A 17,119-nucleotide genomic window follows, 5' to 3' on the forward strand; every position below is an offset into this window, starting at 1 on the left:
GCGGCGCCGCGGAAGTGCGGGGGTACGACAACGGCGGGGTCCCCGGGACATGTCTCCGGGAGCCCCGCCGTGACGAGGGAGGCGAGGACCTACTTGGCTACGGGATCAAGCACGAAGTCGTAGGTGGTCTGCACGCCGGTGCCTTCGGTGGCCGGCTGGATGTCCAGCAGCAGCTCCGGCTTTACCGCGGTGGCGATGTCGTCGTCGTTGTGCTCGTCGCCCGGGAAGTACAGCTGGGCGGTGAGCAGTTCGAAGCCGGGGGCCGAGACCTTCAGGTGCAGGTGGGCCGGGCGCCAGGCGTGCCAGCCGGCGGCGGCGATCAGCTGGCCGCAGGCGCCGTCGGTCGGGATCTGGTACGGGGCCGGCTGCATGGTGTTGATCTGGAAGTTGCCTTCCGCATCGGCAATGAAGGTGCCGCGCAGGTTCCACTCGGGGATGTTTGGTGCGAACTGCGAGTAGAAGCCCTCTTCGTCGGCGTGCCACAGCTCGATCTTCGCATTCGGCAACGCGCTGCCGTCGGTGCTGCGGACCTGGCCCTGGAAGAGCAGCGAGGTGCCCTTTTCGTCGTCGCGCATCTGGATGGTGGCCGGGGAGTTCTGCTCAGGAGCCTCGGGCACGTAGTACGGGCCCTCGATGGAGCCCTTGTTGCCCTCGCGGTGGTCGGTGGCGACGTCCTCTACGGAGTGCTCCAGCCAGACGTCGAGGAACAGCGGCCATTCGCCGTCGGCGCCGACCTTGATCAGCCATGCCTTCAGGGCATTGAACTCGTCGTAGCTGACGCGCTCTTCGAGGACGATGTCGTTGGCGGCCTTGATCAGCTTGCTGGCCAGCAGGTTGACGCGCTCGACATCAACCGTGAGGGAAGAGGTCTTGCCCGATTCGCGGAATCGGTCGGTGGCTGCGTTGCCTGACGATGCTGCGCTGGCGGTGGTTTCGGTGCTCACGAGTTGCTCCTTCTATCTCCTGCTGGAGGGGTGTTGTTGCGCTGGACGCCGGTCACATGGTCCGGTGATTGCTGTCACAGCGATTTTCCATGCCTTCAATCTATGACGGTTATTAGGAAGAGGGAAATACTTCTTTTCGCTACATTCAGATGTTCTGCATATAAGTCGACGGTTTCCACGGTTGAACGGCCCCGACGACCGGATCGCGCCCGATCCAGGATGCGGAGGAGATCATTCAACCATTGCATCGCGGGTGCTGTGAAGCATCGATGTCCGCGGCCTGGACGCCCGGTCCAGGCTTCCCGTCATGACCCCTGTTCGGAAGGCGGGCCCAGGCGAGAACAGTGCGCCGGCGGGCCCGCGCGCGTCCTCCAACGACAACGGTCCGTGGCGCCGGGGCACGCATTAAAGCGCGTCCCGACGCCACGGACCGGGTGGCGTTCTAAAGAATACCGGTGTCAGCGAATCGAGTTCGGGTGCTTGGCAAGCGGCGTGACCTTGATCTTCATGTACGGGTACATCGGGAACCCGCTGAGGATCTGGTGCAGCTCGTCATTCGACTCGACATCGAACAGCGAGTGGTTGGCGTACTCGCCGACGATGCGCCAGATGCCGGCCATCTTTCCGCTGCCTTGCAGCGATCCCGAGTATTCCTTCTCGCGGACCTGGAAATCGGCGATCTGCGCCTCGGTCAGGTGTGGCGGGAACGTTACGTCCATGCGGGCTAGGAACAACATGTCTTCTCCTGGAGTAGGCGTTTTGGGTAGGTGCTAGTTCTGGCGGTAGCGGGTGAGCTTGTCCTCGTCGACGGCCGCGCCGACGCCCGGGACGTTGCGCACCGAGATGCGGCCGCCGTTGATCCGGATGGGTTCGGCCAGCAGGTCGTCGGCCATGTCCAGGAAGTTGGACAACTCCCCTGCCCGGCGGACGGTGGCCTCGTGGGCGGCACCGAAGGTCACGGTGGCCAGCGAGCCGACCTGGGTGTCGATCTGGTTACCCATGGTGACATCCACGCCCAGCCCGGTGCACAGGCCCAGGATCTCGGTGGCTTCGGTGAAGCCGCTGCGGGCGGTCTTGATGCAGATCGCGTTGGAGCCGCCGGAGAGCAGCTCGCGCGAGACATCCCCCGCCGTCGGCACCGATTCGTCGCCCACGATGGGGATCGGGGACTTCTCCACGAGGCGACGGCGGCTCATGGCTTCCTTCGCGTCGCAGGGTTCCTCCAGGGCCGTCAGCCCCAGGCCCTCGGTGCGTCGCAGCACCTCCATGGCTTCGTTGGCGCTCCAGCCGCGGTTGGCATCCAGGTAGAGTTCCACGTCGTCGCCGAGCCCGGCGCGCAGCACGTGGCAGGCCTCGATGTCCAGGGCCAGCGGGCGGCGTCCTACCTTGAGCTTGAAGGTGGTGATGCCATATTCCTCGCCGAAACGCAGCGCCTCGTCGAGCAGTTCCTGGGCCGGCTTGAACCCGAGCATGTGCGAGACGCGCATCGAATCGGTGTAGCCGCCCAGCAGCTTGTGCACCGGGGTCCCCAGTGCCTTGCCCATCAGGTCCCACAGCGCGATGTCCACGGCGCCCTTGGCCACCTGGTTGTGGATGGTCCGGGCCATGACCTCATGGACCTTGCCGCGGTCGAATGGATCGAGCCCGATCAGTTGCGGGGCGAAGACATTCTCGATGATGGTGATGATCGATGCCTGGGTCTCGCCGTAGGTGTAGGGGCGCGGCGGGGCGTCGGCCTCGCCGATGAGTCCCTCGTCCGAATGGATGCGCACCAGCACGTGCTCGGCGTCGGTGACCTCCCCGCTGGCAAACTTGAGCGGGTGGTTGTAGGGAATCGAATAGGGAATCGCTTCAATGCGCAGGATTTTCACGCTTGGTTTCCTTCCGTGGTGGCTGGAGTCTCGAAGAGGTCCAGGAACTTCTTCAGCAGGGCTGTTTCGTTGTCGGTCTTCCAGGCAACGGCAAGGTCGACCGCTGGCGCATTGCGCAACTGGCGGAAGACGATGCCTTGCAGGGCAAACATGCGTCGCGCGGTGGGGACCAGGGCAACGCCCATCCCGGCGGCAACGAATGAAAGCAGGGTGGAGGTTTCCTGGGTTTCCTGGACGATCCGGGGGCTGAACCCGGCCTGGCGGCAGGCCTCGGTGGAGATGGCATTCACCGCGGAGCTCAACGGGTAGGCGATGAATGGTTCATCGGCCAGGTCCGCGAGCTCAAGCAGCCCGCGCGAGGCCAGTTCGTGGTCCTCGGGCAGGGCCACCACCAGTTCGTCCTTCTCCAGGAATTTCAGGCTCAACTGGTTCGAACGGATCGGCGGGCGCAGCACCGCGACGTCCACGCGCTGCTCTTCCAGCGCGATTTCCATCTCGGGGGTGAGCATCTCGCCCTGCACGCTCAGGCGCAGGCCCGGCATGTGTTTCCGGGCGGCCTGCACGATGATGGGCATCAGACGGTAGGTGGCGGTGCCGGACACACCAACCCGCAGCACGCCGCTGGCTCCCTGGCCCACGAGCTTGACGTCTTGTTCGAGCTTCTCGATCTCGGCCAGCAGCAACCTGGCCCGGGCCAGGAGCAGTTCGCCGGCAGCGGTGAGGTCGACCTTGCGGGTGGTGCGCACCAGCAGCTGGGTGCCCAGCTGCTCCTCGAGCGCCTTGATCTGTTGGGACAGCGGGGGCTGGGCCATGTGCAGGCGTTGCGCAGCGCGGCCGAAGTGTTTTTCCTCGGCCACGGCAATGAAGTAACGCATCTGACGCACTTCCACGTCGTCCACCCTCCGGTCGCGGGCACTGATGTGCTCCACTGCCAGATTAGGACGCAAAGATTACTTATGGGAAATACATGTATCGGCTCGATTCAGAGCCAAAAAGTATCAGTCGTCGGCGTGGCCGCCATTCCAGCATCCTCCGGGGCGAAGGACGCTGCGCCTATTGGGCCGTGGCTTCGGCGGACCGGGCCGCGGCGACGAATGCCTCGATCAGCCCGATGTCCTTGGTACCTCGGCTGGATTCGACCCCGGAAGAGACATCGACCCCGGCAGGCTGCAGGGTCTGAACCAGGTGCGCGACGTTGCCGGGGTTCAGCCCCCCGGCCAGTATCCAGGTTCCGGCGGGCGGTTCCGCCAGCAGCTCCGAGGCGTCAAAGGTGACCCCGGCGCCCGGTTCCACGGCGTCCAGCAGGATCCGTTCGGCCTCCCAGCGTTCCCGTTCCGCCGGGGCCAGCGCCCGGTAGTCGTCGAAGGAAAGGGCCCGCAGCGTCGCAAACCCCTGCTCGCGCAGTGCCTGCACATCCGCGTAGGGCTCGTCGCCATGCAGCTGGACGGTGCCCACGCCGGCCCGCTTGGCGAGGTCGATGACCTGGTCCAGCGGCTGGTTGCGGAAGACCCCGACGGTTTCGACGTCCGCGGGCACCCGGGCGACGAGCGTCTTGACGAGCTCCGGGTCCACGGTCCGGGGGCTGCCGGGGGCAAAGACGAATCCCACGGCGTTCGCACCGGCCTCCACGGCCGCTTCCACGGTCGCGGGAGTGCTCAGTCCACAGATCTTGATGTACAGCTGGTGATTCACTCGGCACTTCCCGGTCGGTACGTGGGTTGGTCGACTTCCATGCTACTTCTGAATCCGCACGCTGAGCATGACGGCCCGCAATTGCCGGTATTCCTTGCTTCGCATGATCTTCCTGGCCTCGTCGAGGCTCACCTGGTCGTCGTCGAACCCCAGTTCCTCGGCCAGGTCGTCGGTGCTGGCCATTTGGCTGGCCAGGCCCTTGACCGGGGTGAAGAAGTCCAGCGCCGGGCGCTCGCCGCGCGCCTTGGTGGCGGCGGAGTCGTTGATCATCAGCACGACCTTTTGCTCGGTCTTCTTGCCCGGCGCCTGGATCACCATGTGTTCGAAGAGCACCTCGGCCGGTTGGTGGAAGCCGGCGTCCAGGGGCGTGGATTCCAGGACGGTGCGGGTGTAGGTTGCGATGTCGCCGTCGGTGTCCGTCGCACTGTCGGCCCGGAACTCCGCGATCTCGTCGCCGTCGGAGTTTTCGAGGTCCCACTTGGCGAACGGGTCAGCCAGTGCCTTGGCCGTGGAGTTGCAGTCGCTGCAGTCGTCTTCCTCGATGTTCCAGTCGGCCGGGTACGTGAAGCCCACTCCCTGGGTGCTTAAGCTCTTCCACCCGGTGGTGTCGATCTCGCCTGCGGGGACCCGGGCGCCGGACGCTTGGCTCGAGGCCGCCGGGGTGGGGGTCGGGCCCGGGCTGCCGGAATCTTCCCCGGGGTAGGCGGAGGGCACCTGCGGCGGGCCGAAGGGGCTCGAATCGATGGTGCTCTGGTTCAAGGTCTTGCGGGGTGCGGCATCTGCGCAGCCGGCCAGCAAAACCATGCCCAGCAGCGATGCAACACCGAATGCGGCGGCTGCCCGGTTGATGCTCATCGGTGGTCTCCTTGTGCGCGAGTGCATAATCGGACGTCGATACGCTTTCCACTGTGCCCCAGCACCGGTGGAATTGCCAGCGCGGGAAAGTGCCGCGGCCAGTGCGCGGAATCGCTTCCACGCACCGGCCGCGGACCGACAGGTTGTCCCGCTGTGTGTCAGTCCAGCAGCAGCGCCGGTTCCTGCATGATGGCCGCCACGTCCGCCATGAAACGGGCCGACAGGTCCCCGTCCACCACGCGGTGGTCGAAGGATCCGCCCAGGGTGGTGATCCAGCGCGGCACCACTGCACCGTCGACGACCCACGGCTTCTGCCGGATGGTGCCGAAGGCGACGATCGCGACCTCGCCGGGGTTGATGATCGGTGTTCCGGTGTCGATGCCCAGCACGCCGATGTTGGTCACCGTCAGGGTGCCGCCGGCCATGTCGGCCGGGGAGGTCTTGCCGGCGCGGGCGGTCTCGGCGAGGTCGTTCAGCGCGATCGCCAGCTCGCGCATGGACAGGTTCTGGGCTTCCTTGACGTTCGGGACGATCAGCCCGCGCGGCGTTGCCGCAGCGATGCCCAGGTTCATGAAGTGCTTGACCTGGATCTCGGCGCCGTTCTCGGTCTCCACCCAGGAGGCGTTGACCGAGGGGTTTCGGGCGGCCGCCCAGATGACGGCCTTGGCCAGCACCAGCAGCGGGGAAACCCGGATGCCCTCGAAGTCGCGGCTCTTCTTCAGCCGGGCCACGTACTCCATGGTCCGGGAGGCATCCACGTCCACGAAGATCGACACGTGCGGGGCGGTGAAGGCCGATTCGACCATGGCCTTGGCGGTGGCCTTGCGCACCCCGCGCACCGGGGTGCGCACGATCCGCTCGTCGAGCTCCACGCCCTGGGAAGACCAGAACATCGGGGCCGCATCGCGCTCGGCCTCGCGCTGGGACTTGTAGGAGAGCACGTCGTCGCGGGTGATCTCGCCCTGGCCTCCGGTGCCGGTGACCTCGGTCAGGTCCACGCCGAGCTCCTTGGCGACCTTGCGCACCGGCGGCTTGGCCAGCACGCGGTCCACGAAGGCGGCCACGGCGGGCTTGGCCGCTGCGGTCAGCCGGGTGGAGGCCTGGCCGATCTCGGCGGCGCGGCGGGAGATGGTGTCGGCCAGCGCGGCGGGGATCGCCGGGGCACCCGGTGCGCCTGCGGCCCTGCCGGGCCTGGTCGGGACCGGGCGGTTGGTGCGGGCGCGGCGCTTGACGGCATCGGCCTTGGGTCCCGAGCCGACCAGCGGGCCGGGTTCCTCGCTGGCGACCGGGGTGTCGGATTCGGCGATGTCGGCCACCTGGGGCACGTTGGCCAGCGGGGCCGGGCGGGAACCGGCCTCCTCCACCGTGAACAGCGCGGCACCCACGGCCAGGGTCTCGCCCTCGGCGCCGTGCAGTTCCTTGACCACCCCGGCGTAGGGGCTGGGCAGCTCGACCAGCGACTTCGCGGTCTCGATCTCCACGAAGACCTGGTTCACGGCCACGGTGTCGCCGGGCTTGACTTTCCAACTGACGATTTCGGCCTCGGTGAGGCCCTCGCCGACATCGGGAAGATTGAAGGTGCTCATCGTCTTCACTCCTTGTGAGAAACTTTGCATCTGCGGTGCGGTGGCAAAGGTGCGCACCTGCGGTTTAGTAGGCGAAGGACCGATCGAGGGCCTCGAGGACCTTGTCGATGTCGGGCAGGTACTGCTCCTCGACCTTGGCCACCGGGTAGGGCATGTGGAAGCCGCCGACGCGGATGACCGGGGCTTCCAGCGAGAGGAAGGCGCGCTCGGAGATGCGGGCGGCGATTTCCCCGCCGATGCCGCCAAAGGTGGGGGCCTCGTGCGTGACGATGAGCCGGCCGGTCTTTTCCACCGACTCGGTGATGGTGTCGAAGTCGATCGGCGAGACCGAGCGCAGGTCGATGACCTCGACGCTGCGGCCGTCCTCGCGCGCGGCCTCGGCCGCGGCCAGGGCGACGGGCACCAGCGGGCCGTAGGTGACGATGGTGGCGTCCTCGCCGGGACGGATCACCTGGGCCTTGAAGGCGTCGGCGGCCGGGTTCTCGGTGTCGACCTCGCCCTTGAGCCAGTAGCGGCGCTTGGGTTCGAAGAAGATCACCGGGTCCTGGCAGGCCGCGGCCTGCTGGATCATCCAGTAGGCGTCGTGCGCGTTGGACGGCGCCATGATGCGCAGCCCGGCGGTGTGCGCGAAGAGCGCCTCCGGGGATTCGGAGTGGTGCTCGATGGACCCGATGCCGCCGCCGTAGGGGATGCGGATGACCACGGGGGCGCCGAAGCGGCCCTCGGAGCGGGCGCGCATCTTGGCCAGCTGCGTGGTGATCTGGTTGAAGGCGGGGAAGACGAAGCCGTCGAACTGGATCTCGGCGATCGGGGCGTAGCCGCGGATGGCCATCCCGATGGAGGTGCCGATGATCCCGGCCTCGCCCAGCGGCGAGTCGACCACGCGGTCGGCACCGTAGCTGTCGATCAGCCCGTCGGTGACGCGATAGACGCCACCCAGGCGTCCGATGTCCTCGCCGATGAGCAGGGACTTCGGGTTGTCGGCCAGGACCTTGTCGAGTCCGGCGGTGATGGCCTTGGCCAGGGTCATCGTGGTGGTGCTCATCGGGTGGCCCCTTCCTCGGTGGTGTCGGCGAATCCTGCTTCGTATTCCAGGTGCCACTTGAGCTCTTCCTGGATCAGCGGGTGGGCCTCGGCGTAGACGTTGGCGAAGGACTGGGCGAGTTCCGGGTCCGGGAACGCCATGGCCTCGACGCGGACGCGGGTGGCCATCTCGTCGCCGTCGACGGCTACCTGCTTGAAGAACAGCTCGTCGGCCAGGTCGTTGTCCCGCAGGTGCTTCTCCAGGCGGGCCAGCGGGTCGCGGCCGACCCAGGCTTCCTCGTCGGCGTCCAGTCGGTACTTGGTGGGGTCGTCGGCGGTGGTGTGGGCGCTCATCCGGTAGGTGACCGCCTCGATCAGCACCGGACCTTCGCCGCGGCGGGCGCGCTCAAGGGCCCAGCGGGTCACGGCCAGCACCGCCAGCACGTCGTTGCCGTCCACCCGGATTCCGGGGAAGCCGTAGCCGGCGGCGCGGTCGGCCAGCGGCACCTTGGACTGCACGTGGAACGGGACCGAGATGGCCCACTGGTTGTTCTGGCAGAAGAAGACGACCGGGGAATTGAAGCTGGCGGCGAAGACCATGGATTCATGGACCTCGCCCTCGGTGGAGGAACCGTCGCCGAAGTAGGCCACGACGGCCTCGCCGTCCTTCTCCAGGCGTTCGGCGTCCCAGCCGGCCTGGTCGCGCTGGATGCCCATGGCGTAGCCCGTGGCGTGCGGCATCTGGGCCGCAAGCACCATGGTGTACATGTGGAAGTTGTTTTCCCTCGGGTCCCAGCCGCCGTTGGAGATGCCGCGGAAGATCCGCAGCATCTGCGGGAAGTCGACATTGCGGGTCAGCGCCACGCCATGTTCGCGGTAGGTGGGGAAGATGTAGTCGGACGGGCGGGTGGCCCTGCCCGAACCGATCTGTGCCGCTTCCTGGCCCCGCAGGGGAACCCACAGGGCCAGTTGGCCCTGGCGCTGCAGCGCGGTGGCCTCCTGGTCGAAGCGGCGGGTAAGTGCCATGTCGCGGTAGAACCCACGCAACATTTCCGCGTCGACATCCTGGATGTAGCTGTCGTACTCGGCATGCGAGCGACGTTCCCCTTCGGGGGTAAGTAGCTGTATCAGCGCTTGCTCCGAGGGCTCGTGCACGGTGTTGGTCATACCGAGGGCGTCCTTACATACATGAAATATGCCCCATGCGGAATACATTCCCCATGGGGCATATAGCGGGATTGTCTGTTCTAGCCTAGCGGTGGATTGCCGCAAACCACGACTTATCCGCCCCTAGGAAAGCGTCGGGGCTTTTGGATAGTTCCGACAAAGCTCGAGGAACCGGGTATTGGCCTCGGCTTCCCCGATGCTCACCCGCACTCCCTCATTGCCGAAGGCACGCACCGCCAACGCTTGCTCCGAGGCCAGCTCCGCAAATTCGGCGGTATTGGCACCCAGTTGCAGCCAAACGAAGTTGCCGTCGGCGTCCGGAATCTGCCATCCGAGCTCCTGCAGGCCGGCAACCACGCGGGTGCGTTCGTCAACGACCTTTTGTACCCTTTCCACAACCTTGTCGAAGTGGGCCAGGGATGCAACCGCCGCATCCTCGGCCAGCGAGGAGACTGCGAACGGGGTGGCGACGACCCGGATGTGATTGGTGATCTCGGGATGCGAGACCGAATACCCCACGCGCAGGTTGGCCAGGCTGTGGGCCTTGGAGAAGGTCCGCAGCACCATCACGTTGGGGTGCCTGCGGTAGGTGTCGATTCCGTTGACGGCCAGTGGATCGCGCACAAATTCCTGGTAGGCCTCGTCGATGACGATCAACACGTTGGCGGGAACCTTGGCAATGAACGCCTCGACTTCCTCGGTGCGCAATGCCGGGCCGGTCGGGTTGTTCGGTGTGCACAGCAGGATCACCGAGGTGTTTTCGTTGACGGCCGCGGCCATGGCGTCCAGGTCGTGGCGGCCGTCCGCCAGCAGGGGAACCTGCACCGGCAGGGCCCCGGCGGTTTCCACCACGATCGGGTACGCCTCGAAGGAGCGCCAGGCAAAGACCACTTCGTCCTGCACGCCGTCGTCGTCCTGGCCGGCAAAGGTCGCCAGGATCTGGGTCAGCGCGCCGAGGGATCCGGCACCGGTGACGATGTCGTCGGCCGGGACCGAGAGGAATTCCGACAGGGCATTGCGCAACTTGGTTGAAAGCGGATCGGGATACCGGTTGATGTCGAGTTGGGCCCGGATCGCGTCCATCACCTCGGGGATCGGCGGCAGCGGATTCTCGTTCGAGGAGAGTTTGAAGGCGTTCAGGCCCGGCACCTCGCGCGGCGGCTTGCCTGCAGCATAATTGGGCATCCGACCAATAATGGTGCGGGGCTGGACCGGATCGAGGGGCGCAGGATTTTCGGTGGTCATGCCTTACACCTTATCCGTTGCCGCCCGGGCAGTCCCCATGTGTCGCATCGTTCCTGCCAAGCTTCTGGGAAGACTGTTTCACTGCCGCGGGGCCCGGATGCTGTGTGCGATTATTGGGTCCATGATTGCGTTTATCTTCCGCGTGGTGATCAACGCGCTGGCCCTTGCGGCCGCCGCGTGGGTCTTGCCCGGCATCACCGTCACCGCCGCACCGTCCACCGATGCCACGTTGGGCGTGGTCTTGGCGTATCTGGTGGTGGGCTTGGTCTTTGGGCTGGTCAATGCGGTGGTGAAGCCGATCGTGAGCCTGCTGTCGCTGCCGATCACCTGCTTGACCCTTGGCTTGTTCACCTTGGTCATCAACGCCGCAATGTTGATGCTGACCTCCTGGTTGACCCAGTACCTGCCCATGGGGCTGCATGTCGACAGGTTCTTTTGGGATGCCGTCCTCGGCGCGGTGATCATTTCCATCGTTTCGGCCCTGATGGGCTGGATCGCACCGGCGAAGCGTTGATGCGCCGCGCATCGGTTCCTGCAACCGTCGGGATTTTCGCTTCCTAGTGTCCCGGGGTGATCCTGGACAGGCGCTCGCGCTTCTCGTCTTTCTTCGGCAGCTTCATTTCCGGCTTGGGTTGGCGCCCGAGCCGGAAGGAATGCACCTTCCCGCGCCGGGATTGCCCGAACAGGGTTCCCAACAGACCCAGGGACTCGATGACTCCCGGGTCCTTGGAACCACGCAGGTCCTTGGCATGCGATTCGTAGTTCTCCAGCTTGTGGGCCTCGCCGAACCCGTCGTTGCCCAATTCGATTGATCCGTCGGGGCCGTCGAAGACGACCGTCAACCTGTTGCGTTCCTCGGGATTCCTGCTCCCGTCAGCGCCCGGAACCAAGTCGTTCCTGTCCTCCAGGTGCAGCGCGAGGGTGTCCTCGGGTATCGGGACCTGTCCCGTCGGGGAACCGAATGTCGTCAGGTACTGGAAGTCGAAGAGTTTGTTCAGATGCTCGTGGTTGACGATGTTCACGGCGTGGATCCCGCCCTGGCTGTATCCGGTGACCACCACGCGGTCCCCGTCGTTGGCACCCGATTTCCGCAATGCCTCCTCGACGGACGGGATGAGGTTCTTCGAGTCGTTGCCCATCCCCTCAACAATGCCAGTGCCGTCCCAGGGGTTGCCCAGTTTCGGTTCCGATTCCGTTCCCCTGATCCGGCGAACCTTCTCGTTGATGTCCTTGAGCGGATCCGACTGCGTACCCGGGATCGTCATGACATAGACCGGCCCGTCGTCACCCTCGAACCGGGTGACCAGCAGGCTGCCCGGAGGTTCCCGCTCCGCCAGCTTCTGCAGCTCGACCAGGGTTTCGATGGTCCCGTCGAATTGCACGACGCGGTCTGGCCCCTGTCCGCGGACCTTGACGGGCGCCAGGTGCAGAAGGTTCTGGTCATGCAGGAAGTCGGTGAGCTGCGGGTAGAGCCGTTCGGCCAGCGGGGCCTTGAACATGCCTCCGTGCTCGGTGTCGCGCAAGAACCCGAAGGGGAATCCCAGGATGCTCGGCATCTCGTTGATCAGGTCCTCGGTGGTTTGGGTCCGCGGCCGGCCCTTGTTGCTGGCCAGGTCCCACATCGCGGTCAGCGGCAACAAGCTTCCGCGTGCCTCGTTCATCCCGCGCTGCGCCGCGAATTCGGTTTGTTCGTAGGTGCTCCGCGCGGTGGCAACCGCCAACGCGAGCACCCCGGCCTCCGCGGCCCGTGCGGTGCACGATCCGGCGGCCTCGGCCAGGGACTGCACGGCGCCGATGACTCGGGCCCGCAGCATCAGCGTGCCCAGCGCCAACATGGCCGCAGGGAATTGCGGGAACCTGGCCAGGAGGGAAGCGCCTTCGAGCAGTTCCGCGCCGGTCCGGGTGAGCATCGAGGTGGTTCGTTCGAGTTCGGTCAGGGTGAACCGGATGGATCCCGGTCCCCCGCGCACTTCGTATCCCATGGTGGTTTTGCCTCCTTTTCCGTTTCCTAGAACCCTCCAAGCAATCCGCGCGGCAATCCTCCGGGCGTCACGATGGGCCCCAGGGTGCCCAGGGTGGACAGGATCGTGGACTCGAGCTCGGCCAGGTCGGACCGGGCGGACCAGATTTCACCGCGGGCCGATTCCAGCCGGGTGTCCAGGTCGGCGACCTTGGCTGCCAGTTCGGCAGCCCGGTCCCGGAACGCGCGGCCGGCCGGGGACTCCCATTCCAGGCGCAGCACCTGTTCGAGTTGTTCGCGGGCCCGATACACCGCGGCCTGGGTGGCGACCACCCGCATGAGCATTTCATCGGCAATTGCTTCGAGCATCTGTTCTGCCGCACCCCTTCCGTCTTCGTGCCGGTGGCCCGGTCGTGTTTGTTGGGTTCAACGCTGACAGCACCATGCTCCGCCGGCGGACCGATGGCCGCGACATGTGGATAACCCGGCAAGGCCGAATGCGTCAGGTATGCGACGTGCGCGGCGTCACGTCCCGGGCGCCGTGTCGATGAATCATGAAAGAATGGGCACCATGGCTGATTCCGCGCGCATTTCACTTGCATCCGAACCCCTCGCCCTTGGTGCCCTGGACGGTCGTTACCGTGCCGCCGTGGCCCCGCTGGTCGACCACCTCTCCGAAGCGGCATTGAACCGCGACCGCGTCCACGTGGAAGTCGAATGGCTGATCCACCTGACCGACAACTCCGTGCTGCCGGGCACCTCCCCGCTCACCGAGGCCCAGCGTTCCGCGCTGCGCAAGATCGTCACCGACTTCAACGCAGCGTCCGTGGCCGAGCTGGCCGAGATCGAGGCCGTCACGGTGCACGACGTGAAGGCAGTGGAGTACTACATCGGCCGCCGCCTCGAGGGCATCGGCATCGCGAACCTCACCGCACTGGTGCACTTCGGCTGCACCTCCGAGGACATCAACAACCTCTCCTACGCCCTGGGTGTCAAGGACGCGGTCATGAACGTGTGGCTGCCGGCGGCACGCACGCTGGTAGCCCAGATCACCACGATGGCCGAGGATTCCCGCGACGTGCCGATGCTCTCGCGCACCCACGGACAGCCTGCAACCCCCACCACCCTGGGCAAGGAACTTGCCGTGCTGGCCTGGCGCCTGACCCGCCAGCTGGACCGCATCGAGAAGACCGAGTTCCTGGGCAAGATCAACGGCGCCACCGGCACCTACGCCGCCCACTACGCCTCGGTGCCCGCCGCCGACTGGCAGGAAGTCTCGCGCACCTTCGTCGAGGGCCTGGGGCTGACCTGGAACCCGCTGACCACCCAGATCGAGTCGCACGACTGGCAGGCCGAGCTGTACGCGGACATGGCCCGCTTCAACAGGATCCTGCACAACCTGTGCACCGATGTGTGGAGCTACATCTCCATCGGCTACTTCGCGCAGATCCCGGTTGCGGGCGCCACGGGCTCCTCGACCATGCCGCACAAGGTCAACCCGATCCGCTTCGAAAACGCCGAGGCAAACCTGGAGATCTCCAACGGCCTGCTCGACACCCTTGGTGCCACCCTGGTGACCAGCCGCTGGCAGCGCGACCTCACCGACTCCTCCTCGCAGCGCAACATCGGCACCGCCTTCGGCCACTCGCTGCTGGCAATCTCCAACGTCGCCAAGGGCCTTGACCGCCTGGACGTAGCCGAAGACGTGCTTGCCAACGACCTGGACCACAACTGGGAGGTGCTCGGCGAGGCCATCCAGATGGTCATGCGCGCCGAGGCCATCGCCGGCATCGAGGGCATGGAAAACCCATACGAGCGCCTCAAGGACCTGACCCGCGGCCAGCGCGTCGACGCGGCCCGCATGCAGGAGTTCGTCTCCTCGCTGGGCCTGTCCACCGAGGCCGAGGCACGCCTGCTGGCGCTGACCCCGGGGTCCTACAACGGCATCGCCTCGAAGCTGGTCGACCACCTTCGATCCTCTAAATGAGTAGGAAGACGACGAAAAAACGCATTTTCCCTGGACAACTCGGGACATCCCTCTTTGTGGGGATCATCATAAGTTCGCTCGGGGTACTAGGCTGGATCGCTGCTTTCAGGCTTCCGGAAACGTCTTCGACGTTAGTCACATTACTATCGACTGTTTCAAGCTCATTGCTGACAATTGGTGTTGCAAGTGTCATCTATGAAGCCTTTCAACGAGATAAGTTTCTTGGTGAAGTTTCGTCGACGGTCGGGATTGCGGAGAGCGTTTCCGTGTCTGGATTCAAGTTTTTAGCTGAACCATCAACAGATCTTTTTAATGAATTCTTCAACAATTCAACGACCCTCCGCTTAGCTCCCATGGACCCGCAAACATGGACACGCCAATATATGTCAAACCTCTTTCTAGCGGCGAACAGTCGAGATCTTGAGATCCATCTATTCTTGCCGTCGCATGAAAGTGCTGAATGCGTCGCGCGACTCGCTTGCGCACATTCCCTCGAAATTGATTCAGTCAGGAAAGCTCTCGAGAAACTTCCGCTTCAAGTTTCTGGCTCTTGGAAGAGGACTATCACGCGACGATCATCAAAATTGAGTATTTCTACTTATAATCGTCCACTCAACAATGGCTATCTAAACTCAAATATTAATTCAATCGTCGAAATATCAGGATCCGCCATTAATGACATGGCCGTTCGCCCCCACCTCTGGTCATGCGTAGCGAGCAATTCATCTACAGGTAGCTGGATATCTAACCAACTCAAGTCCATTGAGGATGATTCAGGGCTCGTTGACATGCCAACTTCTGATGCCTTGAGATCAAATAGCGCTCCTGACCACGGAGGACACTCATGACGAATTTACGAGCTGGTACAAACACAAGAGACATTCGTATTCCTGAATTGCTCGACCTCATAGATAAAGGCGAGCTTGTACTTCCCGAATTTCAGCGAGATTTCGACTGGGAGGAAGACCGTGTACGTCAGCTACTGGCCACAATCTCGAGAAAATGGCCAGCGGGATCACTCCTTTTGCAGGAATTCCCAGGGGAGACGTTTTATCGTCTTCGCCCCTTTGACGGCGGGCCTGCCATTGATCCTCAAAAAGTTCATTATGTTGCCCTGGACGGTCAGCAACGACTAACATCTCTCTACCACGCCATCTATGACTCGGGTGACTTCGTCTTCGCTGCAAATCTAAAGAAGACGCTATCCGCCAGTTCAATCGAGGAACTTGAAGAGGGCATTAAGGCATTTTCTCGCAAGGAGTGGGACGATAAATATCGCAACTTCTCAGCGATCAATCCGTGGGAATGGGTGCCATACTACTCGCTCAAATCACCCACTGATTACTTCATGTGGCGCGATGAGGTGCTTGAGTACACCCAAGCCGAGCAAAGGACGGAGGTTGCTTCCAATTTATCCTCGTTATACAGAAATCATCTAAGCTCCCTTGAAACCTTCATCCTTCCTTCCATCATCGTAAATAAGGGCCTCGAGCCCGAAGCGATTGCGCGTATATTCGAACGAGTCAATCGCGGCGGACTACGGCTCAGCGCCTTCGACTTGATGGTCGCCAAATCCTTCGATGTGGGATGGAACCTGCGCGACAAGTGGTCTGAAGCATGTGTTGAATTCCCTGACCTTGAAGAATTTTTCGAAGAAGACGGGCTCCCTGTCATCCGCGTGATCGCCCTTATCCACTCGCGTAGCGTCCGCGAGACCGACGTACTCGGGCTAACAGGAGATCTCGTCCGAAAGCACTGGGATCGGGCCATTCGCGCAGTTGCCGCCGCCATTCGATTCTTCAAGAACAATTGCGGAGTCCTTAGAGCAGACTGGCTTCCTTATGGCGGCATGCTAACAACCCTGGCGGCGGTCGCTGTAGAGCACGATCTCGATACGAACGCTGACAAAATAGTGCCTTGGTTCGTCGGCTGCGGGTTTGGTTTCCAATACCAAGGCGCAGCTAACACCATAACCGTGGATGAGTTCAACTCATTAGTTGATTCAATAGTTTTTGATACAGAAATGCCAAAATTTGTTATCAGCACATCTTTCCTCAGGGAAGTAACACGGAAGAAAAAAGCTGCGGTCTGGCGGGCTTTCCTCTGCCTGTTGGCCATGCAGGGTGCCCGGGACCCAAATTCGCTTGAGCAGATCTCAAATCATTCACGCCCGGTCTCAATTTTTGATCCCAATGCGCGGGTGGAGGGCATAGATGATCCCGCATCTCAACTTGTCCTTAGCCAGATTCTCGTAAACTCGAGTTCCATCGGTCTGGCTCGTCAGGGTCTGCAATACCTGAATAACGTTTATGAAAAGAAATCCATCGAGGATTCATTACTGCTTAACGATTCGCAACTACTGCCTTCACCGCTTCCCACGAACGATTCGGAATTCATTGATTTTCGACTCACTCTTCTCGTTGGAACTCTGGAAGAGATTCTGGGTTATAAGCTCGATTCGTAGTAAATGGGCTCCAGTTTTTAGCTACATGCGGTTTGATGCGAAAGGAAGACCAGAGTATTTGCCGTCAATCGGCTGACGAAGCTTTCCTTTTTTGCAGAAAGATCTGAACCTCGGGCCGCGTCGACGCGGCCCGCATGCAGGAGTTCGTCTCCTCGCTGGGCCTCTCCACCGCGGCCGAGGCACGCCTGCTGGCGCTGGCCCCGGGGTCCTACAACGGCATCGCCTCGAAGTTGGTTGACCACCTGAAGAAGTAAGCGGTTCGGCCGGGCATTTTCCGGCACCGACCCCATGGCCCGTGGCCGCGTCCGATGTTTCGGGCGCGGCC

General features: G+C 63.4%; 15 protein-coding genes. 3 read left to right on the plus strand and 12 right to left on the minus strand.

The window, feature by feature from the left end; translation table 11 throughout:
- Positions 1 to 89: 89 nt before the first annotated feature.
- From catA to BLJ79_RS07700, 10 genes are all read right to left on the minus strand, one after another.
- Positions 90 to 944, minus strand: a complete 855-nt coding sequence (gene catA, locus BLJ79_RS07655) for a catechol 1,2-dioxygenase (protein WP_071214119.1) — start codon at positions 942 to 944, stop codon at positions 90 to 92.
- 458 nt (positions 945 to 1,402) lie between these two features.
- Complete coding sequence (catC, locus tag BLJ79_RS07660) at positions 1,403 to 1,681, minus strand: muconolactone Delta-isomerase (protein ID WP_071214120.1); 279 nt, start codon at positions 1,679 to 1,681, stop codon at positions 1,403 to 1,405.
- Positions 1,682 to 1,714: 33 nt separating this feature from the next.
- Positions 1,715 to 2,815 carry an enolase C-terminal domain-like protein gene (locus BLJ79_RS07665; protein WP_071214121.1) on the minus strand — a complete coding sequence of 367 codons (1,101 nt, stop codon included), beginning with the start codon at positions 2,813 to 2,815 and terminating at the stop codon, positions 1,715 to 1,717.
- Positions 2,812 to 3,705: a LysR substrate-binding domain-containing protein gene (locus BLJ79_RS07670; protein WP_071214501.1), complete on the minus strand. Its 894-nt coding sequence runs from the start codon at positions 3,703 to 3,705 to the stop codon at positions 2,812 to 2,814. Before BLJ79_RS07670 ends, BLJ79_RS07665 begins: the two co-directional genes overlap by 4 nt.
- Before the next feature lie 163 nt (positions 3,706 to 3,868).
- Complete coding sequence (locus tag BLJ79_RS07675; protein WP_083411089.1) at positions 3,869 to 4,507, minus strand: phosphoribosylanthranilate isomerase; 639 nt, start codon at positions 4,505 to 4,507, stop codon at positions 3,869 to 3,871.
- Positions 4,508 to 4,549: 42 nt separating this feature from the next.
- Positions 4,550 to 5,362 (minus strand): hypothetical protein, encoded by an 813-nt coding sequence (locus tag BLJ79_RS07680; protein WP_071214122.1) that lies wholly within the window; start codon positions 5,360 to 5,362, stop codon positions 4,550 to 4,552.
- Between the two features lie 158 nt (positions 5,363 to 5,520).
- The gene (locus BLJ79_RS07685; RefSeq protein ID WP_071214123.1) at positions 5,521 to 6,948 is read right to left on the minus strand and encodes a dihydrolipoamide acetyltransferase family protein; all 1,428 of its coding nucleotides are present in this window, start codon (positions 6,946 to 6,948) and stop codon (positions 5,521 to 5,523) included.
- Between the two features lie 64 nt (positions 6,949 to 7,012).
- Positions 7,013 to 7,993, minus strand: coding sequence for an alpha-ketoacid dehydrogenase subunit beta (locus tag BLJ79_RS07690; protein WP_071214124.1), 981 nt, complete (start codon positions 7,991 to 7,993; stop codon positions 7,013 to 7,015).
- Complete coding sequence (locus BLJ79_RS07695; protein WP_071214125.1) at positions 7,990 to 9,138, minus strand: thiamine pyrophosphate-dependent dehydrogenase E1 component subunit alpha; 1,149 nt, start codon at positions 9,136 to 9,138, stop codon at positions 7,990 to 7,992. The genes BLJ79_RS07690 and BLJ79_RS07695 overlap by 4 nt, the downstream gene beginning before the upstream one ends.
- 123 nt (positions 9,139 to 9,261) lie before the next feature.
- The gene (locus BLJ79_RS07700; RefSeq protein ID WP_071214126.1) at positions 9,262 to 10,383 is read right to left on the minus strand and encodes a histidinol-phosphate transaminase; all 1,122 of its coding nucleotides are present in this window, start codon (positions 10,381 to 10,383) and stop codon (positions 9,262 to 9,264) included.
- A 121-nt stretch (positions 10,384 to 10,504) separates the two neighbouring features.
- On the opposite strand from BLJ79_RS07700, the gene BLJ79_RS07705 reads away from it, so the two are divergent.
- Complete coding sequence (locus tag BLJ79_RS07705; RefSeq protein WP_071214127.1) at positions 10,505 to 10,897, plus strand: phage holin family protein; 393 nt, start codon at positions 10,505 to 10,507, stop codon at positions 10,895 to 10,897.
- A 43-nt stretch (positions 10,898 to 10,940) separates the two neighbouring features.
- On the opposite strand, the gene BLJ79_RS07710 is transcribed toward BLJ79_RS07705, so the two are convergent.
- Entirely contained in the window at positions 10,941 to 12,365 is a 1,425-nt protein-coding gene (locus BLJ79_RS07710) for an alpha/beta hydrolase family protein (protein ID WP_071214128.1), read from the minus strand.
- A 26-nt stretch (positions 12,366 to 12,391) separates the two neighbouring features.
- On the minus strand, positions 12,392 to 12,712 hold the full coding sequence (locus BLJ79_RS07715) for a hypothetical protein (RefSeq protein WP_071214129.1): 321 nt from the start codon (positions 12,710 to 12,712) through the stop codon (positions 12,392 to 12,394).
- A gap of 202 nt (positions 12,713 to 12,914) precedes the next feature.
- Between BLJ79_RS07715 and purB the strand changes: the two genes are divergently transcribed.
- Positions 12,915 to 14,330, plus strand: coding sequence for an adenylosuccinate lyase (purB, locus tag BLJ79_RS07720; RefSeq protein WP_083411163.1), 1,416 nt, complete (start codon positions 12,915 to 12,917; stop codon positions 14,328 to 14,330).
- A gap of 844 nt (positions 14,331 to 15,174) precedes the next feature.
- Complete coding sequence (locus BLJ79_RS07725) at positions 15,175 to 16,794, plus strand: GmrSD restriction endonuclease domain-containing protein (RefSeq protein ID WP_083411090.1); 1,620 nt, start codon at positions 15,175 to 15,177, stop codon at positions 16,792 to 16,794.
- Positions 16,795 to 17,119: the final 325 nt, after the last annotated feature.

Source organism: Arthrobacter sp. UCD-GKA (assembly GCF_001863355.1).
Taxonomy (GTDB): Bacteria; Actinomycetota; Actinomycetes; order Actinomycetales; family Micrococcaceae; genus Paeniglutamicibacter.

Excerpts from the sequence above, each read along its gene's own strand:
- catC (WP_071214120.1), bottom strand. The coding sequence starts at position 1,681 with ATGTTGTTCCTAGCCCGCATGGACGTAACGTTCCCGCCACACCTGACC.
- BLJ79_RS07680 (WP_071214122.1), bottom strand. The coding sequence starts at position 5,362 with ATGAGCATCAACCGGGCAGCCGCCGCATTCGGTGTTGCATCGCTGCTG.
- BLJ79_RS07685 (WP_071214123.1), bottom strand. The coding sequence starts at position 6,948 with ATGAGCACCTTCAATCTTCCCGATGTCGGCGAGGGCCTCACCGAGGCC.
- BLJ79_RS07690 (WP_071214124.1), bottom strand. The coding sequence starts at position 7,993 with ATGAGCACCACCACGATGACCCTGGCCAAGGCCATCACCGCCGGACTC.
- BLJ79_RS07695 (WP_071214125.1), bottom strand. The coding sequence starts at position 9,138 with ATGACCAACACCGTGCACGAGCCCTCGGAGCAAGCGCTGATACAGCTA.
- BLJ79_RS07700 (WP_071214126.1), bottom strand. The coding sequence starts at position 10,383 with ATGACCACCGAAAATCCTGCGCCCCTCGATCCGGTCCAGCCCCGCACC.
- BLJ79_RS07705 (WP_071214127.1), top strand. The coding sequence starts at position 10,505 with ATGATTGCGTTTATCTTCCGCGTGGTGATCAACGCGCTGGCCCTTGCG.
- BLJ79_RS07710 (WP_071214128.1), bottom strand. The coding sequence starts at position 12,365 with ATGGGATACGAAGTGCGCGGGGGACCGGGATCCATCCGGTTCACCCTG.
- BLJ79_RS07715 (WP_071214129.1), bottom strand. The coding sequence starts at position 12,712 with ATGCTCGAAGCAATTGCCGATGAAATGCTCATGCGGGTGGTCGCCACC.
- purB (WP_083411163.1), top strand. The coding sequence starts at position 12,915 with ATGGCTGATTCCGCGCGCATTTCACTTGCATCCGAACCCCTCGCCCTT.
- BLJ79_RS07725 (WP_083411090.1), top strand. The coding sequence starts at position 15,175 with ATGACGAATTTACGAGCTGGTACAAACACAAGAGACATTCGTATTCCT.